This is a genomic window from Xanthomonas nasturtii (assembly GCF_001660815.1).
Classification (GTDB): domain Bacteria; phylum Pseudomonadota; class Gammaproteobacteria; order Xanthomonadales; family Xanthomonadaceae; genus Xanthomonas; species Xanthomonas nasturtii.
Genome location: NZ_LYMI01000021.1, coordinates 18,164 through 43,829 on the forward strand (window position 1 = coordinate 18,164; position 25,666 = coordinate 43,829).

The 25,666-nt window shown below is 63.7% G+C and carries 22 protein-coding genes; 10 read left to right on the forward strand and 12 right to left on the reverse strand.

The features are described from left to right. Positions 1 to 107: 107 nt before the first annotated feature. Entirely contained in the window at positions 108 to 947 is an 840-nt protein-coding gene (locus tag A7D16_RS09230) for an outer membrane protein (protein ID WP_064631925.1), read from the reverse strand. 131 nt (positions 948 to 1,078) lie between these two features. Here A7D16_RS09230 and rpe point away from each other — a divergent pair, with 131 nt between their 5' ends. The 6 genes from rpe (at position 1,079) to A7D16_RS09260 (ending at position 7,129) form a co-directional block, all read left to right on the forward strand. Next, positions 1,079 to 1,750 carry a ribulose-phosphate 3-epimerase gene (rpe, locus tag A7D16_RS09235; protein WP_064631927.1) on the forward strand — a complete coding sequence of 224 codons (672 nt, stop codon included), beginning with the start codon at positions 1,079 to 1,081 and terminating at the stop codon, positions 1,748 to 1,750. Beyond that, positions 1,747 to 2,247: a GNAT family N-acetyltransferase gene (locus tag A7D16_RS09240; protein ID WP_064631929.1), complete on the forward strand. Its 501-nt coding sequence runs from the start codon at positions 1,747 to 1,749 to the stop codon at positions 2,245 to 2,247. Before rpe ends, A7D16_RS09240 begins: the two co-directional genes overlap by 4 nt. A gap of 247 nt (positions 2,248 to 2,494) precedes the next feature. Continuing rightward, positions 2,495 to 3,424 carry a lipid kinase YegS gene (yegS, locus tag A7D16_RS09245; protein WP_064631931.1) on the forward strand — a complete coding sequence of 310 codons (930 nt, stop codon included), beginning with the start codon at positions 2,495 to 2,497 and terminating at the stop codon, positions 3,422 to 3,424. Positions 3,425 to 4,068: 644 nt separating this feature from the next. After that, positions 4,069 to 5,544 carry an anthranilate synthase component I gene (trpE, locus tag A7D16_RS09250; protein WP_064631933.1) on the forward strand — a complete coding sequence of 492 codons (1,476 nt, stop codon included), beginning with the start codon at positions 4,069 to 4,071 and terminating at the stop codon, positions 5,542 to 5,544. After that, positions 5,544 to 6,605, forward strand: a complete 1,062-nt coding sequence (locus A7D16_RS09255; RefSeq protein ID WP_064631935.1) for a threonine aldolase family protein — start codon at positions 5,544 to 5,546, stop codon at positions 6,603 to 6,605. Before trpE ends, A7D16_RS09255 begins: the two co-directional genes overlap by 1 nt. A 62-nt stretch (positions 6,606 to 6,667) precedes the next feature. Then, positions 6,668 to 7,129 carry an SIMPL domain-containing protein gene (locus tag A7D16_RS09260; RefSeq protein ID WP_239686973.1) on the forward strand — a complete coding sequence of 154 codons (462 nt, stop codon included), beginning with the start codon at positions 6,668 to 6,670 and terminating at the stop codon, positions 7,127 to 7,129. Positions 7,130 to 7,261: 132 nt separating this feature from the next. Here A7D16_RS09260 and xopAE read toward each other — a convergent pair whose 3' ends face one another. After that, on the reverse strand, positions 7,262 to 8,884 hold the full coding sequence (gene xopAE / locus A7D16_RS09265; protein ID WP_082925770.1) for a type III secretion system effector XopAE: 1,623 nt from the start codon (positions 8,882 to 8,884) through the stop codon (positions 7,262 to 7,264). 490 nt (positions 8,885 to 9,374) lie between these two features. On the opposite strand from xopAE, the gene A7D16_RS23020 reads away from it, so the two are divergent. The 4 genes from A7D16_RS23020 (at position 9,375) to xopF1 (ending at position 15,401) form a co-directional block, all read left to right on the forward strand. Then, the gene (locus A7D16_RS23020) at positions 9,375 to 9,581 is read left to right on the forward strand and encodes a hypothetical protein (protein WP_153043146.1); all 207 of its coding nucleotides are present in this window, start codon (positions 9,375 to 9,377) and stop codon (positions 9,579 to 9,581) included. Between the two features lie 79 nt (positions 9,582 to 9,660). Further along, positions 9,661 to 12,489, forward strand: a complete 2,829-nt coding sequence (locus A7D16_RS09270) for an HrpF/NolX family T3SS translocon protein (protein ID WP_064631937.1) — start codon at positions 9,661 to 9,663, stop codon at positions 12,487 to 12,489. Between the two features lie 450 nt (positions 12,490 to 12,939). Beyond that, entirely contained in the window at positions 12,940 to 13,386 is a 447-nt protein-coding gene (gene hap3 / locus A7D16_RS09275) for an Hpa3 family type III secretion system protein (RefSeq protein WP_082925775.1), read from the forward strand. After that, complete coding sequence (gene xopF1, locus A7D16_RS09280; protein ID WP_064631941.1) at positions 13,383 to 15,401, forward strand: type III secretion system effector XopF1; 2,019 nt, start codon at positions 13,383 to 13,385, stop codon at positions 15,399 to 15,401. The genes hap3 and xopF1 overlap by 4 nt, the downstream gene beginning before the upstream one ends. A gap of 111 nt (positions 15,402 to 15,512) precedes the next feature. Here the strand turns inward: xopF1 and xopZ are convergent, their stop codons facing one another. From xopZ to sctQ, 10 genes are all read right to left on the reverse strand, one after another. Then, complete coding sequence (gene xopZ / locus A7D16_RS09285) at positions 15,513 to 19,472, reverse strand: XopZ family type III secretion system effector (protein WP_064631943.1); 3,960 nt, start codon at positions 19,470 to 19,472, stop codon at positions 15,513 to 15,515. 106 nt (positions 19,473 to 19,578) lie between these two features. Further along, positions 19,579 to 20,604 carry a pectate lyase gene (locus A7D16_RS09290; RefSeq protein ID WP_064631996.1) on the reverse strand — a complete coding sequence of 342 codons (1,026 nt, stop codon included), beginning with the start codon at positions 20,602 to 20,604 and terminating at the stop codon, positions 19,579 to 19,581. 265 nt (positions 20,605 to 20,869) lie between these two features. Continuing rightward, positions 20,870 to 21,352 carry a CesT family type III secretion system chaperone gene (locus A7D16_RS09295; protein ID WP_064631945.1) on the reverse strand — a complete coding sequence of 161 codons (483 nt, stop codon included), beginning with the start codon at positions 21,350 to 21,352 and terminating at the stop codon, positions 20,870 to 20,872. A 54-nt stretch (positions 21,353 to 21,406) separates the two neighbouring features. Further along, on the reverse strand, positions 21,407 to 21,679 hold the full coding sequence (gene hrpE, locus A7D16_RS21450; protein ID WP_082925772.1) for an HrpE family protein: 273 nt from the start codon (positions 21,677 to 21,679) through the stop codon (positions 21,407 to 21,409). A gap of 85 nt (positions 21,680 to 21,764) precedes the next feature. Beyond that, positions 21,765 to 22,007: an HrpD6 family protein gene (gene hrpD6 / locus A7D16_RS09305; protein WP_064631947.1), complete on the reverse strand. Its 243-nt coding sequence runs from the start codon at positions 22,005 to 22,007 to the stop codon at positions 21,765 to 21,767. A 10-nt stretch (positions 22,008 to 22,017) separates the two neighbouring features. Further along, the gene (gene hrpD5, locus A7D16_RS09310) at positions 22,018 to 22,956 is read right to left on the reverse strand and encodes an HrpD5 family protein (protein WP_064631949.1); all 939 of its coding nucleotides are present in this window, start codon (positions 22,954 to 22,956) and stop codon (positions 22,018 to 22,020) included. Further along, complete coding sequence (locus A7D16_RS09315) at positions 22,953 to 23,768, reverse strand: hypothetical protein (protein WP_064631951.1); 816 nt, start codon at positions 23,766 to 23,768, stop codon at positions 22,953 to 22,955. Before A7D16_RS09315 ends, hrpD5 begins: the two co-directional genes overlap by 4 nt. Further along, complete coding sequence (gene sctS / locus A7D16_RS09320; RefSeq protein WP_064631953.1) at positions 23,765 to 24,025, reverse strand: type III secretion system export apparatus subunit SctS; 261 nt, start codon at positions 24,023 to 24,025, stop codon at positions 23,765 to 23,767. Before sctS ends, A7D16_RS09315 begins: the two co-directional genes overlap by 4 nt. 4 nt (positions 24,026 to 24,029) lie before the next feature. After that, positions 24,030 to 24,674 carry a type III secretion system export apparatus subunit SctR gene (sctR, locus tag A7D16_RS09325; protein WP_064631955.1) on the reverse strand — a complete coding sequence of 215 codons (645 nt, stop codon included), beginning with the start codon at positions 24,672 to 24,674 and terminating at the stop codon, positions 24,030 to 24,032. Then, positions 24,661 to 25,665: a type III secretion system cytoplasmic ring protein SctQ gene (gene sctQ / locus A7D16_RS09330; protein WP_374053764.1), complete on the reverse strand. Its 1,005-nt coding sequence runs from the start codon at positions 25,663 to 25,665 to the stop codon at positions 24,661 to 24,663. The genes sctR and sctQ overlap by 14 nt, the downstream gene beginning before the upstream one ends. Between the last annotated feature and the right edge of the window lies 1 nt (position 25,666).

The window sequence follows — 25,666 nt, forward strand, 5'->3', positions numbered from 1 at the left end:
GTGACACGCAGAGCTGATGCGTGATGCGCAGGTCTTGCCGGAAAATCAAGCCATGCTGCACGGCGCAGACAGCGCTGGCCGGCAGCCAGCGCTGCGAAACAGCAACCTCAGAACTTGTACGTTGCCGTCAGCCGCACCGCATTGGTCGAAAAATCCGTATCGGTGCGACGCAGATCGGTACCGGCCGGATTGACACGCAGGAACGGGTTGGTGGCCGGCGCCGTGCCCGGCCCGACGCGCACGCGGGTGTCTTCGTCCTGCAGGCGGGTGAACAGATATTCCACGCCCACCGAGACGTTGTCGCTCAAACGGCGCTGCAGGCCGATGCCGGCCTGATAGCCGTCGGCACTGTCGCCGCCGCTGCTGGTGAAACTGTTGGCGGTATTGCTGCTGACAAAGCTGTGGTCGAACTCGCCGCGCGCCACGCCGGCGGTGAAATAGGCCAGGTAATCGCCCTGCTCACCGAACGCATAGCCGATGCGGCCGCGCAATGCCGCGGTGCGGTTGAGCTGGCGGGTGAAGGTGTACAGCGCAGGCGTCGTACTGAAGGCGCTGACGCTGTCGCGGATGTCGTTGCGGGTGTATTCGGCCACCACGCCGTAGACCCAGTTGCCGGCCTGCCAGTCGTAGCCCAGCCGCGCGCCGTATTCGGCACCGCCCTTGTCCTTGCTGCAGCCGCTGGCCGGCGTACGCCCTGCTGCCGCCCCGCCACAAAAGCCCGGCGAGAACGCATCAGCGCCGGTGGCGGTGCTGACCTGATCGCCGTCACGGCCATCCAGGTTGGTATCGAAGCCGAAACGGCCGCCGGACACGCCGGCAGGATCGGCACCGCCGACATTGGCGCCGATGGAGAAGCCGGACCAGTCGGCCGGGCCGGTTTGTGCCCAGGCGGATGGGGCGAGGGCCAACAGGACGATGGCGGCAGAAGCGAGCGGGGTGGTTTTCATGCGTTCTCCTTAGGTCAGGCGCAGCGCGCCAGTGTTGTGTGTACGCACGATAGCCGCGTATGGATGCAGAACGCTTTCATCCTGCGATCCCGGTTGCGAGAATGTGCGCTCCGTTACCCTCTGAGCTGCCCATGCAACCGACGGCGATCGCCCCGTCCATCCTGTCCGCCGATTTCGCCCGTCTGGGCGAGGAAGTGAACAACGTCCTCAAGGCCGGTGCCGACTGGGTGCACTTCGACGTGATGGACAACCATTACGTGCCCAATCTGACCATCGGCCCGATGGTCTGCCAGGCGCTGCGCAAGCACGGCATCACCGCGCCGATCGACGTGCACCTGATGGTCGAGCCGGTGGACCGCATCGTGCCGGACTTCGCTGACGCCGGCGCCACCATCATCAGCTTCCATCCCGAAGCCAGCCGCCACGTGCATCGCACCATCCAGCTGATCAAATCGCATGGCTGCCAGGCCGGGCTGGTGCTCAATCCGGCCACGCCGGTGGATATCCTGGATTGGGTGCTGCCGGAGCTGGACCTGGTGCTGGTGATGTCGGTCAACCCCGGTTTCGGCGGTCAGGCATTCATTCCTTCGGCGCTGGATAAATTGCGCGCCATCCGCAGCAAGATCGACGCGCTGGGCAAGCCGATCCGGCTGGAGATCGATGGCGGCGTCAAGGCCGACAACATCGGCGCGATTGCCGCCGCCGGCGCAGATACCTTTGTGGCCGGCTCGGCCATCTTCAATGCGCCCGACTATGCCGACGTGATCGCGCAGATGCGTGCAGCGGTGGACGCGGTGCGATGAGCCAGCCCGCGCCGCAGATCCGCAGCGCCACGCCCGACGATGTGCCGCTGTTGCATGAGCTGATCACCGCCCTGGCGATTTACGAACGCGAGCCCGACGCGGTCAAGGCCAGCCCGGACGACCTGCACGCCAGCCTGTTCGGCGCGGCTGCCACCGCGCACGCGCTGATCTGCGAGCAGGACGGCCAGGCGCTGGGATTTGCGGTGTATTTCTTCAATTACTCGACCTGGCTGGGCCGCAACGGCTTGTATCTGGAAGACCTGTTCGTGCGTCCTGAAGCGCGCGGCAAGGGCGCCGGCCTGGCGCTGCTGCGGCATCTGGCGCAGCTGGCGGTGCAGCGCGGCTGCGGGCGTTTCGAGTGGTCGGTGCTGGACTGGAACCAGCCGGCCATCGACTTCTATCAAGCGGTCGGCGCCCGCCCGATGGAGGGCTGGACCGTGTACCGGCTCGATGGCGAGAGGCTGGCCGCATTTGCAGCTGGCGCCGCTGGCACCTGAGCGGGCGCTGCACCGCGCCATCGGCGCTATGCGCTTGACTGGCAAAAGGAAGGCCGCTCCCACAGGAGCGGCCTTCTAGAAAATTGGAGGCTGATCCTGCCTCCGCCCGTCGTCCTTGCTATGGCCTTCGACTCTCCGGGTTCTGGATGACACGGCAATGACAGCGCGCCGACGTTGCCTATTCACGATCTACGCATTTGCCCGCTGCTAGCCTGCAGGGATTCCCCCTAAAACATCGGCAGCGCGCATGGCCCCGTCCCACTGGCGTCTGATCCTCAACGGCAAGTCCACCGATAATCTGGACCTGCGTGAGGCGGTGGGCACGCTGCGCAAGCGCGGCATCCAGCTCGATGTCCGGGTCACCTGGGAAGACGGCGATGCCGAGCGCTATGTGGGCGAAGCGGTCGCCGATGGCGTGCAGACGGTGGTTGCCGCCGGTGGCGACGGCACCCTGAGCGAAGTAGCCGCCGCGCTCGCACATCACGACGCCGATGCTGCCACGCTGCCATCGCTGGGGCTGGTGCCGCTGGGCACTGCCAACGACTTCGCCACCGCCGCCATGATTCCCGTCGACCCCCTGGAGGCGCTCAGCCTGATCGCCGAGCGCCCGGCGCAGCCGCTCGACCTGCTGCGCCTGGACACCCCGCACGGCCCGCATTGGTGCGCCAACATGGCCAGTGGTGGCTTCGGCACCCAGGTCACCGTGGAAACCGACGAAGGCCTGAAAAAGATGCTCGGCGGCCTGGCTTACCTGATCACCGGCATGTCGCGGCTGGGCCGCATCGACCCGATCAGCGCCCGCTTCAGCGGCCCGGATGTCGAATGGGACGGCGAATTCATCGCGCTGGGCCTGGGCAACGGGCGCCAGGCCGGCGGCGGCCAGGCGCTGTGCCCGGAAGCGCTGATCGACGACGGCCTGCTGGATGTCACCATCGTCCCCGCCCTCAACGGCGAGGTAGCCGCCACCCTCGGCACCCTGGTCACCGGCGGCAAGCAGGCCGCGCTCGAACGCGTCGCCGTGCGCGCCCGCGTGCCGTGGCTGGAGATCGTCGCCCACCAACCGCTGACCTTGAACCTGGACGGCGAACCGGAAACCTCGCTGCACTTCCGCATCGAATGCGTCCCGGCACGGCTGCGCATGCACCTGCCCGCGGACTGCCCGTTGGTTGGGGTTTGAGTTCGGGAATCGGGAATCGGGAATCGGAAGAGCGTGATCGGGCTGCGCTGATGTGCGGTCGCCCGGTTGATGCATGCGAACGAACGGGTAGCGCCATGCCATCTCGACGATCAAGGCCAGCTGTCTTCGGACAGTCGCACTCAATCAATCAACGCCGGCAGAAGCGAATAGCTGCCTCACAAGCGCAGCAACGGCGGCATACGCGAAGTAGCCGTCACAAGCTGAGCAACGAGGGCACACGGGAAGTGGCTGCATCACAACCGCAGCAACGTCCAGCGCGCGGCCCTAAGCCCCTCTCCCGCGGGAGAGGGGTTGGGGTGAGGGTCCCTGCGCCGACATTGGCGCCGCTGCCACCACCCACGCTCCAAAGCCAGACCGCCCCTGCAGCGCCCCCCACCCACATCACGACGCACGCTGCCCGCGTCTGACATCAGCCAGTGCGCAAGCCCACACACCCCCAGCCCGCCTTCGCAACTCGCACCGCTTTGGCCCCGCACCTGCTGCCCTGGGCCGACACTTGCGCTACAGTACCTGCGTGTCCCGCCTGACGACCCCACGCTCCTTCTCTTCCGCTCGCCGTTGGTGGCGATGGTGGCCCGTTGCCGTCGTCCGCCCCGCCACAGAGTCCCGGAAGGAAAGTCGTCTTGATCACTGCAGAGCAGTTCCAGCGCCAGGCCGCTGAAGGTCACACCCGTATCCCCGTTGTCCGCGAAGTGCTGTCCGACCTGGACACGCCGCTGTCGGTCTATCTGAAACTCGCCGACGGCGCCTACACCTACCTGTTCGAATCGGTCGAAGGTGGCGAACGCTTCGGGCGCTATTCCATCATCGGCCTGCCGGCGCGGCGCGTGTACAGCTTCCGCGGACATACGCTGGAAGTCAGCGAGCACGGCGAAGTGCTGGAAACCCGCGAGGTCGCCGACCCGCTGGCCGAAGTGGACGCCTTGCGCGCCGAGCATTCAGTACCGCAACTGGACGGCTTGCCCGGCTTCACCGGCGGGCTGGTGGGCTGGTTCGGTTTCGAGTGCATCCAGTACATCGAACCGCGCCTGGGCAGCGGCGACAAACCCGACGAACTCGGCACGCCGGATATCCTGCTGATGCTCTCCGAAGAGCTGGCGGTGTTCGACAACCTCAAGGGCCGGCTGTACCTGATCGTGCACGCCGACCCGCGCCAGCCACAGGCGTATGTGCGCGCCAACCGGCGTCTGGATGAGCTGGCACATCGCTTGCGTCAGGGCGGCGCCGGCTATCCGCAGGCGCAGATTTCCGACGCCATCGACGAATCGGATTTCCATTCCTCATTTACCCGCGAGGAGTACCACGCCGTGGTGCGCAGGGCGCAGGAATACGTGCGCGCCGGCGATATCTTCCAGGTGGTGCCATCGCAGCGATTGCGCGTGCCGTTCCGCGCGCGCCCGGTGGATGTGTATCGCGCGCTGCGGGCGTTGAATCCCTCGCCGTACATGTATTTTCTCGATGTCGGCGGCACCCAGGTGGTCGGCTCCTCGCCGGAAATTTTGGCGCGCCTGCGCGATGGCGTGGTGACGGTGCGCCCGATCGCCGGCACCCGCCCGCGCGGCGCAACGCCCGAGCTGGACAAGGCGCTGGAAGAAGAATTGCTGGCCGATCCGAAAGAGCGCGCCGAACACGTGATGCTGATCGATCTGGGCCGCAACGATGTCGGCCGCGTCGCCGAACCGGGTACGGTCAAGGTGGGCGAGCAGTTCGTGATTGAGCGCTATAGCCACGTCATGCACATCGTCAGCGAGGTCACCGGCACGCTCAAGGCCGGCCTCAATTACAGCGACGTGTTGCGCGCGACTTTTCCGGCCGGCACCGTCAGCGGCGCACCGAAGATCCGCGCACTGGAAATCATCCGCGAGCTGGAACCGGTCAAACGCAACGTGTATTCCGGCGCGGTCGGTTACATCGGCTGGCACGGCGATGCCGACACCGCCATCGCCATCCGCACCGCCGTGATCCAGGATGGCTATCTGTACGTGCAGGCCGGCGGCGGCGTGGTCTACGACTCCGACCCGGACCTGGAATGGCAGGAGACGATGAACAAGGGCCGCGCCCTGTTTCGTGCGGTTGCGCAGGCGGCCAAGGGGCTGTGATGGACGGGCAGGGCGGTGGAGCGCGCATCAGTTTCCGCAACGACTACAGCGAAGGTGCGCATCCGCGCCTGCTGCAGGCGTTGGCGCAGGCCAGCACCGAGCAGAACGCGGGCTATGGCACCGATCTGCATAGCGAGCGTGCTGCGGAGTTGATTCGCACTGCCATCGCGCAACCGCTGGCCGACGTGCATCTGCTGGTCGGTGGCACGCAGACCAATCTGATTGCGATCAGCGCGTTCTTGCGGCCGCATCAGGCGGTGATTGCGGTGGAAGCAGGGCACATCGCCACGCACGAAACCGGCGCCATCGAGGCCACCGGCCACAAGGTGCTCACCGTGCCTGCGCTGCACGACAAGCTGAGCCCGGCATTGATCCAGCCGGTGCTGGAGGTGCACAGCAACGAGCACATGGTGCAACCGCGCCTTGTCTATATTTCCAACAGCACCGAAAGCGGCACCATCTATACGCGCGCCGAACTCGATGCGCTGTCGCGATTCTGCCGCGCAAACGATCTGCTGCTGTACCTGGACGGCGCGCGCCTGGGTGCCGCGCTGACCGCCGACGGCAACGATCTGGATCTGCCCACCATTGCCGCACTGACCGATGCGTTCTACATCGGTGGCACCAAGAACGGCGCGCTGCTCGGCGAAGCACTGGTCATCGTCAATCCCGCATTGCAGGCTGATCTGCGTTACCTGATCAAACAGCGTGGCGCATTGCTGGCCAAGGGCATGGTGCTCGGTTCGCAGTTCGCAGCATTGTTCGAAGACGGCCTGTTTTTCGAGCTGGCCGCGCATGCCAACGCGATGGCGCAACGGCTGCGCGCCGGCCTGCTTGCGGCCGGCGCACACTTCACCAGCGACTCGCCGACCAACCAGCAATTCATTGCCGTCAGCGCACAACACGCTGCACAGCTGGCACAAGGCTACGACTTCGAGCGCTGGGAAATGCGCGCGGATGGGAGCCATACGATCCGCTTCGTGACTTCGTGGGCAACCACGTCCGAGGCAGTTGATCGCCTGAGTACGGATGTGGCGGCACTGCAGCGCGGCGTGCCCTAAGCATGCGCATTATTCACCAGGGAGAAGGCAAATGAAGCAGTTGATGGGTTGGATGCTCGTGCGTGGCGGACGGAACACAAAAATTCGAAGGCACTGAAGTCAAGCGCGGCATTGGCGCGGCATTTCAGTCGCTTGATGATGCGCGCAAATTTCTCAGTGAAATGAAGACGAGTAACGAAGTCCAGCTGTCGGGCATCCAGACGTCCTACAGCAAAGAAGCCGAGGTGCGTGCGCAACTCAAGCGCGAAGCTGCTGACCAATCACGCAATTCTGCCGCAGAACTTGCCAAGGCGTATGGCGTCCGGATTCAGGGGCTTTATACGATCTCCGATGTTGCGCCGAATTTCACCTATGGAATTCAGGCGGGCAGTTGGCCGACAAAGGTCCCGATGGTCTCACTTGTCTCCGGATCGCCAGCATTGCCAGCGCCTGTTGCTGATCGAGGTGCAACCGTCGAGTCGCTTGAAGCCGGCACCATCACCTACACCGAAAACATCTATGCGGTCTTCCTGATCGCGCAATGAGTCCCCTGCCATGTTGCTGAGGATGGAGTGCCAGCATGGTGGTGCAGGGTCATCCAGGGATTCGCTGAGGTCCTTGGTCCCTAGAGCACCACGCATGATGGTGGAGACGTCTTCGCTGCAGCACGCAGGGTGCTACTGGATGCGCCATTCGTTCAACAGCGCACGTGCGCGTAGCCCGATGAAGCCATTCGCGTTGGCCTGCGCCTGTTCGGATTCCCGCTTGGCCTCAGCTTCCCCGATGCCGCCTTCCTCCGCTTCATCGAACTGCGCCATGGCCCAGGTGGTCGCGGCTTCCTGCGCCGCTTTCCCCTCCACATCGTGCATGGAAATGTAGGCCCGCAGCGGCGGCCACATCTGCTCGCGTCCCGTGAGTTCGTTCCTGCTGTGGAGCAAGCCGTTTCTGGAAAGACCTAGATCCGGATTTTGTATTGCTTCCTGCAACAGGCTCAGCGCCGATTCCTGGTCCTGCGTGTGCATGAGCTTGTGCTTGAGCATTTCCGAAAAAGCGGTTTTGACATTCCCCCGTACGGCCGGCCCGCCGGGGCCCACCTGTGTCATGCCATCCATGTTCAGCGTCTTGATGGTGTGCTCGCTCAAAAACTCGCCGAAGCTGCTTCGGAATTCGGGAGAGGTGATGGCCTCGGCCACCACCTGGTCCAGCAGGCGCATGTCGGCCGGCGTGATGGATTCGCGGAAGATCATGGCGCTTTGCGTCAATCCCTTCATCCACTTGTCAAAACGCTCCCCGAGGTCGGCATCAATGCCGCGCAACACGCGGGTGAACTCCGGTCCGCGGTTCCACGATTGCCGGGCCTGCCCCGCCGCAGACCTTGCCGGTGGTCGCACGCTGCCGGCGAGCGGCAGTGCCGCGGGTTGCGGGTTGCGGATCTGGGCCAACTGGCCACGCAAATGACCCGGCACCTTGATGTCGCAGGTGGCGGGAAGCCGGGCCAGGGACTGGGGAAGGGTCTGCAGCCCCGTGCCGCGCAGATCCAGACGTTGCAGCTGTGAGAGGTCCCCCATGCTGTCGGGCAGATGCCGGAGCGCAGGGCAATCTTTCAGCGACAGTTTCGTCAGGCCGCTCATCTGCCCAATGTCCTCGGGCAATTGAGTCAGGCGGCGATTGGAGGACAGGTTGAGTTCTTCCAATCGGTGCAGCCGGGTCAGGCCGCCTGGCAGTCGCTCCAGCTTGGAGTTCGATTCCACCTCCAGTGACCTGAGCCCCCGCAGGTTGCCGATGTTTTCAGGCAACTCCCGCAAATATGACGAGTTCGACACACTCAATTGGGTCAACTGGCTTAGCTGGACGACGCTGGCCGGCAGGCGCTCATAGCGCCCACCACCGAGCGTGAGGCGGCGCAGGCTTTGCATGCGCCCCAAGTCGGCCGGTAACTCCTCCAACGGTAACGCCGTCAACTCGAGGGTCCTCAGGTTGGGCAGGCGCGTCAACGACGCTGGCAGCCGTTTCACGCCTGGGCTGGCGGCCACTTGCAGGTGGCGAAGTTGGCGGAGCTGCCCAAGGCTGTCTGGCAACGACCGAAGCCCGGTTCTGAGCAGCGACAGTTCTTGCAGTGCTTCAAGCCGGCCGATCGCATCAGGTAGCGTCGTGGCAGGAAGTCCGTACTCGAGTGCGAGCCTGGTGCTTCCGTGAACGTGTGCGCGCCGGATTGAGTCTGCAACGCCTTGCAGAACCTCCCGCGACGTATCCCGTTCGCCGTTGTGCAGGTTGTAGCCGCATGGGACCAGCTCTGCCATCGGCAGGTTAAGCGCGAGCCAGTTGGCGATGTCGCGCTCTACGCTGGCCGGTGGTGCAGAAGAACCTGCAGCTCCCCCAATCGGGGGCGTCGACGAACGCAGAGGCGACCGTAACAAGCGCCCTCCTCCCGGACTCGTGGGCGGCAATCTGTCGGCCGCCGATGTATTTTCGCGCCGTCGCGGCCGCGCATGCAGCGGGCTGAGTAAACCATCCACCGCAGCGGACGGTTCGCGTGGCGTCGTGTTTTCGGCAGGGGGGCGTTCGGTGGTGTCGTTTCGCGGACGAGCGCGAAGTAAGCGGCTTACATTGAACATGGAGATATACCTCGCAGATTCAGCAGACTGCATCGTCTTGTCACACGTAGGCTACTTCCCTGTGATCATCATCGCAGCGCGGAAGCGAAGATGTTGCGTCACCACGCGAATCAGGCGTTTGTTTGCAAACACGCCGCGGTCCTGCATGCCCCGTCCCTCAGTGCCCCATGAAGAGATGGACGATCTGATCGGCATGCAGCGTCATAAACAATGTCCATCACAAGGACGAGGGCTGCTTGTGAACCTCGGCAGCCCCGGACTGGCGTGGTTAGCTCGCCTGCCTCGCGCCGCTTTCTGCGCTTTCTGCGCTTTTTTCGCCAAAATAGTTCGTCGGCGCATGCATCCCTTGGCGGCAGTGGCAAGATCTGTTTCCGCCGCATGAGACATGCCTGTGTCACCGTATGAGCATGTACTCATATGCAGCCGCTCTGTCCTGCTTTGTCACTGCGAGGCCGCATATTATGTCGCTCTACACGCTTTCGACCGGGAGCACCGCCGGTCTGCTTCCACCTCCAACCGATGACGCGTCGTCCCCGGAGTTGCTCGGGTCGGAGTTGGCCATGAACGAATCCGATCTGTTGCTGGCGATGGATACCCTGTTTTTGCTGCAGATTTACAACTTGATTGCCGCCGCTTACGGCAACACCCCAATCAGTGAGGCAGGCAGTTGCATTCCGGGGTTGGCCACGCCTTCAGCGGACGACCTTCAAGCCAGCCAGCCGATCGAGAAACGCACGTCCTGGCCGACGCTGCCGACTCCGTTCGATCCCAAGGACATCAAGGGATCCAAACTGCCGCCTGCGGTGGATGGATCATCGGTGACCTGGGACGGCGGCACGCTCACCCCATCGGAACTGCAGATTGTTTCGACACTTAATCAACACAAGGACAAGATGCCGATTGAGTTCAAAAAACTCAACGACAAGATCAATGACCCGTCCACGCCTGCCGATCTGAAGAGCGCGTTGCAAGGCTTGCAGAAAGACCCGCGTCTGTTCTTCGCCATCGGCTCGCAGGGAGACGGCAAATGCGGCGGCAAGATCAAGGCCGATGATTTGTGGGATTTTGCGGACCATCATCAACAGGTGACCGACCTGGGCGGGAAGAATGCCGAATTCAATCCCAAGAATATCAAGGGAGCGACGCCGCCTCCTGCCGCAGAAGGCTCATCGGTGACCTGGGACGGCGGCACGCTCACCCAGGCCCAGCTTGAGATCGTCTCCACGCTCAATCAGCATCGTGAGATGACGCCGATCGAGTTCGCCAAACTCGATGAAAAGATCAACGACCCGGCCACCCCGCCGGACCTGAAGAAAGCGCTGCAAGGCTTGCAACAGGATCCTGGCCTGTTCTTTGCGATGGCATCGCAGGGGCACGGCAAGCACCATCACGACGACCAAGGCAAATGCAATGGCACGCTCATTGCCGCCAACCTCTACGACTTTGCCGACCGCCATCCGCAAGTGACTGCGATGGGCGGCAAGAATGCAACCTATAATCCCGAAAAAATGAAGGGTCGCGACCTTCCACCTGCAGTGGACGGCTCGTCGGTCACCTGGAAAGACGGAACACTCACGCAGAACGAATTGGAGATCGTCACCACGCTGGATCGCCACAAGGACCAATTGCCGGTCGCGTGGGCCGATCTCGATGCGAAGATCAACGATCCGGCGACGCCGCCGGATCTGAAGAAGGCATTGACCGAACTGCAGAAGGATCCGCGGCTGTTCTTTGCCATTGGCTCGCACGGCGATGGCAAGTGTGGCGGCAAGATCAAGGCCGGCGATCTCGGCAAGTTCTCGGCCGGCCACCCCCAGGTCGCGGAGTACGCCAACAAGCAAGCCAAGGGCTACACGCAGAACTATGTGGCGTCGGACAGCCCGGACAAGACCCAGCCAACGGTCATGACCGAAAGCGACGCGATGCGCGAGTTCTATCGCTACTCGGACTATCTGCCAAAGCATCTGAACCAGGACGCGTTCAAAAAATTGGTCGAAGGCGAGAGCGACACCAAGAAGTCCCCACCGCAGGTCATCGCCGCCGCACAGTACTTCCGCGATCATCCCGATCAATGGAAGGCCTTGGCGGGAGACTCGGGTTCGATGAGCACCCCGGATTTCCTGCAGAAATCCGCATCGCAGATGCACCTGACCGCGCCCGAACTGAAAACCCTGGACACCATCAATAGCCATCAGGATGCGTTCTTCGGCGATGGCAAAGAGGTCACCCGCGACAAGCTCGACACGATCATCAAGGACGACAAAGCCGACCCCGCCGTGCGCGACGCCGCCAAACAGCTGTTGGGCGATCCGCTGCTGTTCGGCTTGTTGAACAATTCGATCACCGGTTACAAGAAGCCCCACAGCTTCTTCGGCGGTGGCCATGTCGTCGACTCGGGCAAGATCAGCAAGAAGGACTTTCAGCAGTTCTACGAGCATATGACGGCGGCCAACAAGACCGTGGAGAAATCACCCGCGCACGCGGCCACATCACCCGACCAGCAGAAGGCCGTCGCGGACATGTTGATGGGCAAGGCCGATCAACCGGAGATCAAGAAGAAGAAGAAGGACATCGGGACCGTCGGCAAGGGATTGCATGAGTTCCTCAAGTGGGACAGCAAGATCTTGGACTGGGCGTCCGTAGGACTGAGTGCGTTGAACGGCATCCCCATCATTGGCGAGTTTGCCGATGCAGCAGCGGTGGCACTGGAAGGCGAAGCGCAGGCGGCACAGGTCCTCGACACCGCACTGCAAGGTGGCGACATGTCGCTCGCGTGGAAACTTGCCGGCATCAACATGGCGGGGGCGGTCGTTGGCGCAGTCGGCGGACCTACGGCCAGGCTCGCGGCCAAGGGAGCAGCCAAAGGGGTCGCCGAGGGCGCAACCAAGGTGACAAGCGAGAGCGCGGCCAAGGGCGCCACCAAGGGCGCCACCAAGGGGGCAACCAGGGGGGCAACCAGGGGGGCAACCAGAGGCTCGACCGTGGGTGCGGCCAAAGGAGGAGGTAAGGGGGCAGCCGAGCGGCCAAAGCCCACTGATGCGGTTAAAGGCTACTTAATAGGAAGTAGCATTAGTAAATCGGTAGAAATACTCAAGATGCCCGTGTTGGCGGGATTTCACTATGAAGAGGTGCAATTGGACAAGCAGAGAAAAAACGGCGAAATCCGCCAGAATCTGGAAGACGCAGGCGGAGTGCCGTTGGGGAAGCAGATTATCCCGAAGGAAGTTGCGTACAAATTCGAGGCGGACACGAAGGAAAACCTCAGGAATTTGAGGGCACGCCGCAGGTAGCGAACGTCTTCGAGCGATGATCTTGTGCAACGGAGCTGCAATCAAAGGAATCGCTCGATTGGCCAGGCAAATGCGGACCGAGAATTTGTAATTTCGAGGCGACGCTCCTCAAGTCGCTGTGTCCTGGTGCAGGATTGGGCTGAGACAGTTGCGCTGCGTTGTTCGCCCGATGTCCCCCCGATGCTGATCGCTGCACCCAGTTCGACCATGCGTGCGACCCTGAAATGCATCAGACCAAGAGAGGCAAGCAGTGGCCAACCATCTGTTGTTTGCGGACTCATGCGCGACGAATGACGCAGGTCGCGCTTGCGCAGTTTCCAGGATTCCAAATTCGTGTTCGGCGCGAGTGGTTCGCAGCGGCTCGCTCAGCTATGTATCCCGATCCAGATACTGTGTCCTATCGGATTGGTGCATTGGCAACTCATCGCATTTTTCCCCGGAGAGACTCAGATGACGTTGGAATCAGGAAATCTTCACTCAGCGAACGACACATTTTTCACCAGCCTGGGAGTCCGTCTCGGATTGCCTGAGGAGCTTGCGCAGCGACTTGGCCAAGGCGAAACCATCCTTGGTCCTGCGGGCATGCTGTGCCGTGTCCACGGGCAGATGCAGCAGGGCGAAATGACCGCGTTTCCGGAAGTGATCCTGCCATTGGCCGCACGCGAGCTCGGCGGCGATGAGGTAGTGACGCTGCTGGCGCTGCAGGAACAATTACTGACGCATTACGGATGGCGGCTCACGCTCTCTGATCTTGGGCTGCTGTGTGTCTGCCCGCTGCTGCTTGAGGGCACGCCCGATGCGGTGGCCAATGCGCTGGAGCGCGGGCAAGTGGTCGCACGTGTGGTGCTGGACGCGCTGGTGACGCAGGCCGGCAGCGCGGCGGAGGTGGCCTCATGAAGCTCACCAGCGACATTGGGACCTCTGCCAGCGGCCGCGTAACCTCGCCTGCCCCCATACAGCCAACGCAGGCCGAGGAGGCCGTTGCAGTACGGCAGACGCGGACTCCAACCGGGCCGCTCGCGGGCTTATGCTCTCCGGACCCGGTGTTGCGTGCTCGTCGCGCGGCGTTTTCACGTCGCGTGACCACCGACGCAAGTCATGCCGAGTCCTCGCATGGCGCATCCCATCGCTCGGAGTCCTCGCATTCGTCGCATTCGTCGCTGACGGATGCAGCGTTTTACACTCCGCCGCTAAGCCCCGGGTCCTCGGTCAGCGATGTGTCGGACGCGCCTTCCGATGCAGCGACCTATGCGCAGCGCAGCGCGTCGACAGCCGCTGACTTGAAGGGGCAGATACGTGCACGCCTGGAAAAACTGCCATTTGCAGCGCCGTCGGAGGAGCAGGAGGCGCTGCAGGCGGCGTATCTGGAATGGGCGGACGCGCGCGTGCATGAACGCATCACGGCGTTCGGGCCGGATGCCGGATACCAGATCGTCGGAGACATGAAGACGGCAGGCGCAAAGGCAGCGTTGCCGATCGCCTACGAGTGTCTCAGGGCCTTCTTCATCGGCTCAATGCGGGCTCCGTTCGGTCATGCCGCGGGCGCCGCCTACGACAGTTCGCGCCCGCCCGGTTCGGAGACGGTGAGTACGGAAACGCTGTCCGGTGCAGTGGCGGGCCTGATGTCCTATACCAGCGATACGTTGCTGATCCCGGCAATGGACCGTCGCGCGCGCGTTGCGAATTTGCCGCGTTTTCAGGCCATTGACCCCAAGATCCTGGTGCCCGATCCGCCGCCGGTTTTGCTGGAAATCACCTCCGAAGGCAAGCGTTTCACGCGTCCCGGCGAGGGCAACGCACCCACGCTTGCAGAACTCAAGGCACAGGCCTACGACCGCCGCCAGGGGATCACCCAATGGCAGTCGACGTTGGACGGCAAATCCCTGGATACCTTGTTGCTCAAGCCGACGATCAATGCAGGATTCAACGCGGCGCGGCGGACTTCCGACGACCCGGGCACGCGCACGCCGGCTGGCCAACTGGGATTGAGCGCGCTCGCTACCGGCGGGGCGGGGGTCGTGCAGAAGGCAATGCTCGAAACCGGCAAAGCCGTGGCGCGTACCGGACAGATGAGCGTCCCCGACCTGCTGGGCGGGCAGCAACGACTCAATCTGTTTTCGCTGGCATTGCCGGACAAGACGCGCAGACCTGCGCAGTGGTCCGATGCGGTGCATTTCCCCACCTATTTGCTGGAGATCGGGAAAGAAGGCCTGGCGTTGGCAAGGCAGGCCTTGAGCACGACCAACGCGGTCACCACTGCGGTGCGCGATGTGCTGGGCCGCCACATGCTCAGCAATGTGCTGACCAATTTCGCCTCGCTCGGCGCTGGCCGTTTGATCGCCGCGCCGTTGCGTGGCGGAAATGAAAACGGCAGCGTTGCAGGCGAAGCACCCAACTCCACCGCCACGGTGGTGCAACAGGCCGCGCACGCCCTGTTCAACGATACGGTCTGGGATGCGCTCAAGGCCAAGAACGGCGCAAACACCAGCCAGGCGACGCGACTGGATCAGGACCGAGCCGCCGCCGCAGACAATTATCAACGCACGATTGCACGCACGCTTCAGGCGCTGGCCGAACCCATCGACCAAGCGATCGCAGCGTTTTCGGCGCCGACACCGGCGGAGATTGCGCGTGCCCTGGAGGAGGGAGTAAGGCCCTCGCCCGCACCGGGGCCGCATGCGGAGAAATTGCGTGGAGCTCTGGAAACATTGCGCGCGGAAATCGCCGCCCAGTCGGTCTCGATCGCGACCATCGACACTGTGCGCACTGCGCTGCACGACGGGTGGAAGGAAATGTTCAGCGGAGTGCAACGCAACGACGTGACCAGCACACTGGATACCGAGTTAACGACGCTCAGGCATGCATTGCAGCAGAGCGAGGAACTTCGCCAGTGGGAAAATGGCCGGCCATGAGCGATCGATTCCGCAATTGATCCAAGTGCGTAGTGCACAGCACAACGACAGACGCAGCCGCCGTTGCGTCTGTCGCTTGTTGGCGGCCCCGGTGACGGTCTGGTGCCCGGCTTACGTGCGATCAGTGGATGTGGATCGGGGCCGTTCGGCGCGCGGCACCGCCTCGTACGCCGGCCATTGACCGACGGTACGCATTGCTTCGGCGATGCGGTTGCGCTGGCGTTTGATGACGAAGTCCACGCCACGTTCTTCGGTCAGTTTTGCCTTCTCGCGCACCAGCAGCAACGTTGGCTCCCACACGGCCGGCTGCTGCAATAGATCGTCGAAGGCAGTGCGCTCGGCGAGCGCGCGTGTGTGATCTCCAGCGTCCTGCGCCATCAGTGCAAGCGCCCGGTGCACGTCCAGCAGCGGCGCTGCGGCGCTGCGTAACACCTCGTCGGCGAACAGCGCGGCCAGCGCGTTGCCATCGGCGAAGCGCTTGGCCTGCTGCATGAAATGCTCCAGTTGCAACTCTGCCAGCACCGGCTGCAAGGTCAGGTCGACGTCGTTGCCCAGCTTGACCAGCCCGTAGTCGGCCCAGCGCTCCCACTGGGTGCGGACCAGGCGTTCGAATGGTGCGAACTGAGCGAAGTCGCTTGCGCGATCGCTGCGGGCCGCATCGATTTCGCCACCGAACTGGAACAGCGTGCAGAACGCGGTGGCTACGTCCGCGCTCACTTCGGTGGCGTAGCCTGCATCGATTGCCGAGACCGTAGTGCTGGCCGCAGGCGTTGCCGATGTGCCTTCGCCTCGATGCTGGGCAAGTGCGAGTTGCGCGCCGGCCGTGAGGCGTGCGGCCGCTTCCACCCGGCGTGCGGCAGTGGCGTCGCAGTAGTGGGTGGTCATGTAGCCGGCCACGCTCGTCGACGTCCAGCCGAGGTCCTGGCGCGATCTGACCCCGAGCCCGAGCGAGACACCCGCGCGGCGGCCGTGCGCATCGCCTGCGCGCAGCCCGGCGCTGACGCTCGCGCTGCACTCGGTACCCTGGCCGACGCGTGCGGCCTGGTCGATCAGCCCGACGCTGGCTTCCGGATGCTCGGCCAGCAACGCATGCATCCAGTCGGTGTCGGGTGGCTGTGCGGAAGCATCGGGTGTTGCGCGACGGACCAGATGCTCCAGCATGCGCAAGAACGCCTGCAGCAACTCCGGCTCGCGGCCCTTGCCGAGCCGAGGGATGCGGATCTGCAGGCCGTCTTCCACGCCGGTCTCGCGCCGATAGCGCCAATCCGCAGCGGCCGAGACCCCTGCTGCGGCGTAGTCACTGTCTACATCGATGCCGTAGCCGACAGTCAGGCCGGCGCCGAGTTGGCGCTGTGTCGCCGATTGACGACTGATCTGCAGGTACAGGCCGGTACGCCCCATGTAGAACTCCAGGCAGGCATCGCGATTGCACTGCACGCTGGCGATCAAACGCGCGCCCAGACCGAAGGCAGATCCCGCGAGCGCAGCGGCCGCCGACAGCGGTGCCAGATTGGCGCCCCAGGTCCGTTGGCAGGTCATCCGCCAGCGGTCGCGCCATTCCAGGTGTGAGAGCATGTCGCGCAGCAGGTCCAGCAACGAGTCGGGGTGGGCGAGTGCACCGGCGCCGGTCTGCTTCAATAACTGCAGGGTCTTGTCCACGGCAGCATCGAAATGCGCCAGGCAGTCGTCTGCATGTGCACGCCACAATGCGGCCTGTGGCGAGAGATCGCTCGGTTGCAGCGGTGCGGCCTGGTCTGCGTGTTCCGCTCTCCCGGCACGCAGGCAGGTGCGCAACAGATCGAACGCCGCTGGCGCGCTGCAGTGGCCGCTCTGCAATTGCTCCCAGGCACGCTGCACTCCTTCCGGTGGCGCTGCCTGCACCACTGCACCGCCCGGGGCTCGGGAGGCCTGTGCCTGATGGTGGCTGTGCAGCGCGGCGGCACGTTCTCCGATGCGTGCCAGGGTGGCAGCATCGAAGACCATGCCGTTGCGGTCCACGTCCTCATCGACCCACTGCACTAGTTCGGCAGCTGCCTGCCAGCTCAACTCCACATGCGATGGAATGTGGCCCTGTGGGCGGGCCGCATGTACTGCGCCCTGGTAATCGATCAAGGCAGCGCAGGCGTGCTCCAGGGTCAGGTTGGCACGCCGACGTGGTGTCGGCAGTGCGGTGGCCGATGCGACCTCCAGCCCCTCCGACAAGGCATGCAGCGGATTGGGAGCGCTCGCGTGTGCGCCTGCAAGCTGGGGCGAGGTGGCACAAAGCACCGCCTCGCCAAACGCCTGCAGGTGGGCATTTGCGCGTGCATACGCCGAATCGGCAGCACGTGACTCGTAACCGTTGCGCAACGCGTGGTAGGCGGCGCGTTCGTCGCTGCTGCAGGTCTGCAGCGCCTGCGCCGGGTCGGCCGCGTGCAGGGCACGACCGGCCGCGCGTCGCGCATCGCTCAGCCAGCTCCGTGTGGCGGCATCGTCCACAGGCGTGGCGCGCAGCAACGCATCGGCTCGCAACGCAATGCGTGCGATGTCCTGCCGGCCCGGATCGGCGGCAGGCTCGTGGCGCACCTGGATCAACTGGCCGAGCACCTGCCGTCCGCGCGGTATGCGCGACAGGGTCTCCAGCCAGCGTGTTGTGGCTGCCTCGATCGCCGCGCGGGGAATCCCGGAGCGCTCATCCATCGCCGCACTCGGCCGTACACCGGACTCCTCCGGGTCGGCAGGGATCAGCGCACTCCAGGTGCTGTTGTGGACATGGTCGAAGGTGGCAAGCACCAGCGCCACCTCCGCGCGGTTGTCGCCGAGCACACCGGCCACGGCCGAGCGCAGCGCGCCAAGTGCGATGGCCACGATCCCCGCTGCAGGCACCGCCTGGTCTCCGAAACGCGTGGTGGAGAGCCCGTTCGCCCATGTCGACAAGCGCTTGCGCAATACAGTGGCCGCAGCGGCATCGGTTGCGCTAGATGCGGTCTGCGCGATCTGCGCGGCTATCAGCGCGGCCGATGCGGTCTGCAGCGCCTGGCTGGCATTCAGATCGTCGGCAACTGCGCTGCCAAGCTCTTGCTCGAGCGATTGTTTAAGGCCCGATAGCGCCGGAAGCAGTGCACGCAGATCGTCGGCCTGTGTAGCGGTCTCGAACAGGTCGCCAGCCACGATGTGTGCAGACTGCAGCGCCTGCGCCAATGTGGTGTCGAGGCTGGCGGCGCGCACTTGCAGGCGCTGCAGCGAGGCCTGTTGTTTCTCGCGCAGGGCAGACAGGTGGCGGGCGTGTTCGTGCAGTTTGCGGATGCGATCCAGTTCTGCTTCGTGCTTGAGCATGTCGCGCAAGCGCGGACGATGATCCCTTGCAGCAGGCGCGGGCATGGCCATCAGTTGGTCCAGTTGCTCCTGCAGCTGTTGCTCGGTGCGCGCCAGGCGCTCGCTGCACTTGGCGATGTGTTTGCGTAGTAGCGCGTTCCAGGTGGCCAGCACCTGTTGGCGTTTGCGGATGTCATTGGCACGGTCGGCCAGGCGCGGTGCGCGTCTGGCATGCAAGCCGGCGGCTTGCTCCAGGCGATCGAGATGCAGTAGCACCAAACGCTCCAGCGCTGCGGCCTTGCGCCCAGCGATCCGGGCGTCGTTTAGCCGCTGCGAGGCAGAGAACGCCGCTATCTGCAAAGGAGCGAGTGCGTGCCAGTCGCCGGGATCTGCCTGGGCCGGCGGCGCAGGTTGCGCAGGCGTGCCTTGGTAGCGCAGCAGGCGCGTGTGGTCTGGAGTGGCCTGCCGGGCGATGCCGACGGCCGTACCAGCGAATTGGGCGAGCTTCTGCAACGACTTGCGCACGCCGCGCAGCCTGCCTGCCTCGCGTGGCGCAGGTGTGTCATGTACGGTGCCGGTAGCAGCTGCGGTGTAGCGATGTACCCGTGCGGCCACATCCGCTTCTGCTGCGCATGCTTCGGACTCGGCCGCTCGCCCATCCAATTGATGCAGTCGTTGATGGGACTGCTTGTGCGGCGCAGGCGTACCCGCATGCGCGGTACTGCGGCTGTTACCAGGCAGCCCGAATGTCACGTTGGAAGGGCGTATGCGGGTCACCCTCTACACCTCGCGTGTTGCGTTGCCAGTGCCGATGCCCGGCAGATGCGGCGCAGCAGTGCATTTGCCGGGCGCGATCGACGTGCAACGCTGGTGTGCGGTGCGATCAGCCGCTGTAGGCCTTATGGCCGATACGTGTCGCGCCTATTGCCTGGGAAGCGTTCGGCACAATCGCCTCGCTGGGCGCATCGGTCTTCAGGTTCTTCAGCGTCACCGTCGCGCCGGGCGCATCGGTACGGAACACCGCTTCCTTGACCTGGTTGAACTGGCAATTCTCGACCAGAAGGTGCGAGTCGATATCGGTATGCCCACCGTTGGTACGGAAGACCTTGCCGGCACCCTCGACGGTGTCGCCCGACATCACCACGTCGGCGGCGGCGTTGTCCTGCACGACCTTGTCGGCAGCTTTCTTGAACGTGCAATTGATGATCTCGACCTTGGGGCGGCCGCTGACCTCGGGGCTCCCACCGGCAATGCGCGCGTCATGCTCACGGTTGCCCTGGCCATCGATGGTGACCGCATCCTCGCTGACATCTTCGTTGACGCAGTTGACCATCTTGCCGCTGCCGATGAAATGCACACCGTCGCCGCCGCCTGTCATATGGACGTTGCAGAGGCTGCCGCCGTCCTCGACGATGAACAGGGGTTGCTGGTGCTCGTCTTGATCGCCTTTGCCCAGGCAGGGGCCGCCGACGTAGGTCTGGCCCTTGCCGTCGAACACCTCGCCCTTGTGCACCACGATGGGCTTGTTCTGGACGCCGGGCGGCGCGGTGACGACCTTGCCGGCAGGAAGCGGCGCCTGCGGGCCGGTCGGGCCTGGCGTGGCGGGAGTCCCGTTGGTGGGCGTGGGCGTAACCGAATGACCCGGAGTGGTGGGCGATGCGCCGTTGCCGTTACCCGTTCCATTGCCGTTACCCGTTCCGGAGCTGTTGCTGCCATTGCCACCGGTGTTGCCATTGCCAGTACCGCTGCCGCTGCCGTGTTGCCCGCCGGTGTTGGTGGAACACGAAGGATTCGATGGCGGCATAGACGGTGTCGGATTGGGGGTGGTCGTGGGTTGACCATCACTGGAGGGCTGATACTGCTGTCGCAGCATGTCCTTGAGCATGCGTTGCATGCAGTACACCAGCATGCTCATGATCACCGCAGTCAAGGCCTGCTGCTGCGAAGGGGAGAATGAGCACGACTGTAAGTTCGCAGTGGAATGTGAGGGGATGGCAAGATTCATTGACGAGTGTCCTTGCAAGGGAGGAATGGCGAACGAAGTCCTGCGCTTGGAAATAACGGATTGGCAGCGTGGCGATGTCCTGCAGCGCAGCGGATCAGCAAGTCGCCGACAGCGTGCTGCGCAGTGCTACATGGCTTGCTAAAACAATGGGCATGTAAGGCCGAGCACCTCACGCGCGTAGCCACAGATAATTTCCGGTTGCGATTCCTTCGAACATTTCGTCGTGTGAAATGAAGATGTTGTTGTTCCAATAGCGGCCATGCTCGGCATAGTGGGCGAGCAGATCGCAGATCCATTCGCCGTCGACGTCGTCGTACAGCGGAACACGCACGATCAGCACGATCACGCCAGCATCGTTCAATCCGAGTTGCGCCTGGTCCTGTGCGTACACCGTCAAATTCGCCTCCAGCAATAGCCGGAAGACCATCAAGGTGCGTCCTGCAGGTGCTAGGCCATAGGAGATGCGTAGGTACAGCGCTTCTTCTTCCGGCGCTTGCTGCGCTTCATCGTCGGTCTGGGCTGCAGGCATGTGCAGATAGACTTCAAACCCTTCCACCCAGAGCACACGACTGCTGAGCACCGCCTGCACATCCGGCAGGTCCAATGCTTCGCACATCTGCTCAACGATCGCTTCGAATCGGGTGCTGCTCATCTGTCGTGCGACATGCGCAGGGCCATGCACCGGCCCTGCGCATGTCAGGCCCTATTACTGGCCAACCAGCTGCTTCGCGTTGTCGCCTGCCTTGCCGATGAATTTGTTGAGCGCCACGTTGAAGTCAAGTTCGTTCTTCTTCGCGGTCAGGTAGTTGTTCATGCGCTCCTGTGCTGCGGCTGATTTGCCAATGCCACCCATCAGACTATCCATCTGATTGTCCGAGGTCTGAGTGGTAGTGTGATTGTCAAATCTGCTTGTAAGGTTTGATCCAAACAGATCCCCGGCCTGGCCCAATCGCGGCAATATCGATTGTAAATTTGACATATAAATACTCCTTAGCTAAAGAGAAGTAACGTGGAGCGCTTGTCGGCGCGTTTTGCTTGACCAAGGTGGCCAAGGAACTCGATGGTCAAGGCATGCTGGCGATGTGCGCGACGATGTCGCGCGCAGCGTTGACGCCGTCGTGCAAGACAGTGAAATCGTTGCGCGCAGCCTGATCGCTCGCGGCGGACCAGTGCACACGGAGTTGTTGCGCTGTCGCGTGCAGCGCTGCCTCCATATTGCGCAGTCGCTCACCGGAGAGATCCTGTGCCTTGGTCTGCAAGATCTTGCTCATATCCTGGATGACCGTATCGGTCATGGTATCGAACATGGTGCGGTTCTCATGGCGCCGCTTGCTGCGGCAGGGAAGTCAGGTGCTTGGTGCCGTCCGGCGTCTCCACGTAATGCAGTCCGTCGGCGAGCAGGGCGGCGTCGTAATTGGCGGGCGGTTTCACGGATGGGTCTTGCTGAGTGATCTCCACATGCAGCGTGCGGATTTCCGGGCCCAGGTCGCTGCGTAGATCAGCGATGCGTCGGGTCGCACGCTCGGCGTTGTCGCTGCTGCCGGCAATCGAAAACACACCATTGCCGTCGTAACGCACGCTGAGGTCGCGGTCGGCCAAGGTGTCGCGCAGCGTTGCCAGTACCTCGTCCACCACCACCACATCGACCGTGACGGCCTGCTGGTACCGATTCAGCCGCGCGCGCAGGCGAGCCGCATCCGCGCTGCTGGTCACCAGGCCTTCGACCCGCACGCGCGTGCCGACCTGCTCTACTCGCGCTTCGCGCAAGCCCAGCTGCTTCAGCACGGAACTGACCTCATTGGCCCGGTTGTCCTGACGTTGCGGGGTAGCCGCGTCGGAGAGAAACGCTGGTTGCAATGAGGGCAGCAACGCTGCGGCGGCTAGCGCTAGCACGGCGCCCACCACTGCACGCACTGCTTTGCGCCTGGGTGCGCGCGTGGCCGGCGTCGGGGCTGGGGAAAGCAGCCGCTCCAGCAATGCCACATCGTCTGGCCAATCGGATGCAGAATCGCCAAGGCACAGCACCAAGGGACCAAAACGGACTGGGTGCAGCGCGATAAACGATGTCGTTGGCAACGCGTCGCTGCGATAACGCACTTGACCATCATGATCCACCTCGATGATGAGCGAGCAATCAGGCCAGTCTTCGATCCGGATATCGGCCTGTGGGTCGGTACCCAGTACGTAACTCCCTGGCTCCAAATCTAATCGTGCGCCGGCATGGATTCCCGTCAGCACGCGAAGTTGCATGGTCATGCGCGAATCTCCCAAGCGGCCCGCTCCGGGTGCTCAATCAACAGCGTGTCCAAGCGTGTGATGGCGTCCGCACGATCGACGCGTTTACGCGGTTTTTCCGCGTTGAGCAGCACCAGCGGCAGCAGTAGATGGAAATTACGCAGCGCTGGGGATGGCTCCGGTTGCGCCGGCACCAGATCTACCAGAAGCTTGCGTAATGCCTGGACGTTTTCCGCAGGGGTGGACGCGCTGCCGGAGAGCAGGTGCTCGCGCATCAATCTCCAGACCATGGCCGTCAACGATGTGGTGGCCGGATGGGCGATTCCGATCGCGCGCAATTCGACCAGGGCGACCGCAAGCGCGCGTTTCTCGGTCATCGGGTCTGCGGCGCGCGTCGCCGCGTAGCGGCCGAGGACGCAGTCGATGCTTGCACGCACACCGGGGTCCGATTGCAGCGGCGATGTGCCCGACCAAACAGCTGCCTGCGGATCGCCGGCATGCGCGTTGCCGCCCTCGCCGTGCTGATCGTCCTGGCCTTGCCCCTGGCCCTGTGGTTGTGCGATTGCGATGCTGACACGGCCACGCAGCACCGACACGCGCGCCGCTTCGTCTTCTGCCTGTTCGGCGGCGTCGAGCTCGCCGTCCTGGCCATCCAGCGAGCGCATGCCACGTCGCCGCTTGCGCGGCGGAGCGGGGCGCAGACGCGGCCCATGCGTTACGGCGTCGGCGAGTGGCTGCACACCGGTGTGCGGCGCATCGGCATGCTTGTGCGATACGCTGGGCGCGCTCGAAACCGACGGCGGCACGGAACCTGGCGGAATGCGCCGGATCATGGAAATGCCGCCTGCATCAGCGCTTGGCCGAACTGCATGATCGCCGAGGCGCCCCACGGCGCGGTGACCGCAATGGCAGCCACCACCACCACCAGTTTGAGCGCGAACGAGATCGATGCGTCCTGCAGTGACATCACCGCCTGGATGAAGGCGATCAGCAGCCCGGCCAGCGCGGCGACGCCGACCACCGGCAACGACACCTTGAGGCACAGCAATAAGGCTTCGGAGGTGAATCGAACAAGATCGTCTTGGTCCATGCCGTCACCGATAACTCAGAACCAGGCCGTGGATCAGCATGGACCAGCCATCCATCGCCACGAACAACAGCAGTTTGAATGGGATCGCCACATTGGTCGGCGTCACCTGCGAAAGCCCCATCGCCATCAATGCATTGGCCACCACCAAGTCGATGACGATGAACACCAGATACAGCAGAAAGCCGATGCGGAACGCCTCGGTCAATTCGCTGAGCGTGAATGCCGGTGCCAGCACGAGAAGATCGTCAGCCTTGAGCGTGTCAGCCTTGTCCTTGGGCCAGATCTGCTGCGCAGAACGCATGAAGAAAGCCTTTTCGCGCTCGCGGGTGTGCTTGAGCAGAAACTGCCGAAATGGCTCGCGGCAGGCGTCGAGCAAGACCACCACGCGGCTGTTGTCTGCCCCGGCACTGTAGTTCTGCGCGGCCTTGAATGCCTCCATGCCCACTGGCGCCATCACAAAGCAAGACACCAGCAACGCGACGCCGTTGAGCACCATGTTCGGCGGCACCTGCTGCACGCCGATGGCATTGCGCAGCAGGCCGAGCACCACCACGATCTTGGTGTAGGAAGTGACCACCATCGCCGCGAAGGGCAGCAACCCCAGCATGATGACCACCAGCAGCAGCGACCCGACGTCAGGCATCTGCATGCGTGGTCTCCGCCATGCTGAGGATCTGCACGCCAAGATGGTCGCCCACGGCCAACAGCCTGCCGATGCCGATGGTCTGGCCGTAGACCACCAGGCGGACGTCGGCCTGATCCACCGGCACCGACATTTCGAGGATCTGGCCGGGCTGCAGGCCCGACAGCATCGACAGCGGCAGTGCCAGCTGGTCCACTTCCAGCTGCACCGGCAGTTCCAGTGCTGCCACATCGGTGGTGGGTGGTGAGGCCTCTTGCTCGGAGATATCGTGCTGCATGGCGGGTGTGGTCTCCAGAATCATCTGTTGCAGGTTCAGGCGTACCGGGGCACGCAAGACTGCGCCTCCCGTTATGCCCCAGAGCAGTTCGCCGCTGCGCAGCGGAGCCGAGGCAATGCCGTGCAGCAAGACATCGCCCGTGCGCAGCGATTGCAGCAGCGCTGCCGATGCGGTGCGCTTGCCGATGCGCAGGCGCGTGTTCACCCGCAGTGCGGCCAACCAGGCCGGCAGAGGTGTTGGCATCGTCAGCGCAGCATTGGCCGCTTGCAGTGCGGCAAGCAGGAGTGGGCTGGCGGTCTCGGCGATCGCGTCGATGTCGCCAAGCGTGATGCCGATGCCGGGGGAATCGGCGGGCTCTGCATCGCGCTCGAAGGCGACGACCTCGGCATTACCCAGACCGAGCGGTGCGAAAGCGCTCAGGCAATCGCTCAACAGCACCCCGGCAATCGACACGCGCAGTGCCTCGTCGGCTTCGTTCAACAGCAGCGCCAGACCATCGCGTGTGGCGATCCGCAGATCCATGCTGCCGCTGTCCAACTGCAGCCGCAGCCGCGCCGCGTCCACGGCGTGGATGCCGCGGCAGTGCGTGATGAAGCCGCAGCGGAGTGCGGCGCGCGCATCACCGAGCAACCTGCCCAGCTGCGCGCGCGCGGCCGGTACCTGCCTCAGTGCCTGAGAGAGGGTACGTGCCGGTGGAGCTAGGCCTGGATCGGTTGGCAAG

Bases quoted from the DNA above. Each gene is read 5' to 3' on its own strand.
- A7D16_RS09270 (WP_064631937.1), top strand. From the start codon at position 9,661: ATGTCGCTCTACACGCTTTCGACCGGGAGCACCGCCGGTCTGCTTCCA.
- A7D16_RS09230 (WP_064631925.1), bottom strand. From the start codon at position 947: ATGAAAACCACCCCGCTCGCTTCTGCCGCCATCGTCCTGTTGGCCCTC.
- yegS (WP_064631931.1), top strand. From the start codon at position 2,495: ATGGCCCCGTCCCACTGGCGTCTGATCCTCAACGGCAAGTCCACCGAT.
- hap3 (WP_082925775.1), top strand. From the start codon at position 12,940: ATGACGTTGGAATCAGGAAATCTTCACTCAGCGAACGACACATTTTTC.
- A7D16_RS09290 (WP_064631996.1), bottom strand. From the start codon at position 20,604: ATGCTGGTGTACTGCATGCAACGCATGCTCAAGGACATGCTGCGACAG.
- A7D16_RS23020 (WP_153043146.1), top strand. From the start codon at position 9,375: ATGGACGATCTGATCGGCATGCAGCGTCATAAACAATGTCCATCACAA.
- sctR (WP_064631955.1), bottom strand. From the start codon at position 24,674: ATGCAGATGCCTGACGTCGGGTCGCTGCTGCTGGTGGTCATCATGCTG.
- A7D16_RS09255 (WP_064631935.1), top strand. From the start codon at position 5,544: ATGGACGGGCAGGGCGGTGGAGCGCGCATCAGTTTCCGCAACGACTAC.
- xopF1 (WP_064631941.1), top strand. From the start codon at position 13,383: ATGAAGCTCACCAGCGACATTGGGACCTCTGCCAGCGGCCGCGTAACC.
- hrpD6 (WP_064631947.1), bottom strand. From the start codon at position 22,007: ATGTTCGATACCATGACCGATACGGTCATCCAGGATATGAGCAAGATC.
- A7D16_RS09295 (WP_064631945.1), bottom strand. From the start codon at position 21,352: ATGAGCAGCACCCGATTCGAAGCGATCGTTGAGCAGATGTGCGAAGCA.
- sctS (WP_064631953.1), bottom strand. From the start codon at position 24,025: ATGGACCAAGACGATCTTGTTCGATTCACCTCCGAAGCCTTATTGCTG.
- xopAE (WP_082925770.1), bottom strand. From the start codon at position 8,884: ATGGCAGAGCTGGTCCCATGCGGCTACAACCTGCACAACGGCGAACGG.
- A7D16_RS09240 (WP_064631929.1), top strand. From the start codon at position 1,747: ATGAGCCAGCCCGCGCCGCAGATCCGCAGCGCCACGCCCGACGATGTG.
- rpe (WP_064631927.1), top strand. From the start codon at position 1,079: ATGCAACCGACGGCGATCGCCCCGTCCATCCTGTCCGCCGATTTCGCC.
- hrpD5 (WP_064631949.1), bottom strand. From the start codon at position 22,956: ATGACCATGCAACTTCGCGTGCTGACGGGAATCCATGCCGGCGCACGA.
- hrpE (WP_082925772.1), bottom strand. From the start codon at position 21,679: ATGTCAAATTTACAATCGATATTGCCGCGATTGGGCCAGGCCGGGGAT.
- A7D16_RS09315 (WP_064631951.1), bottom strand. From the start codon at position 23,768: ATGATCCGGCGCATTCCGCCAGGTTCCGTGCCGCCGTCGGTTTCGAGC.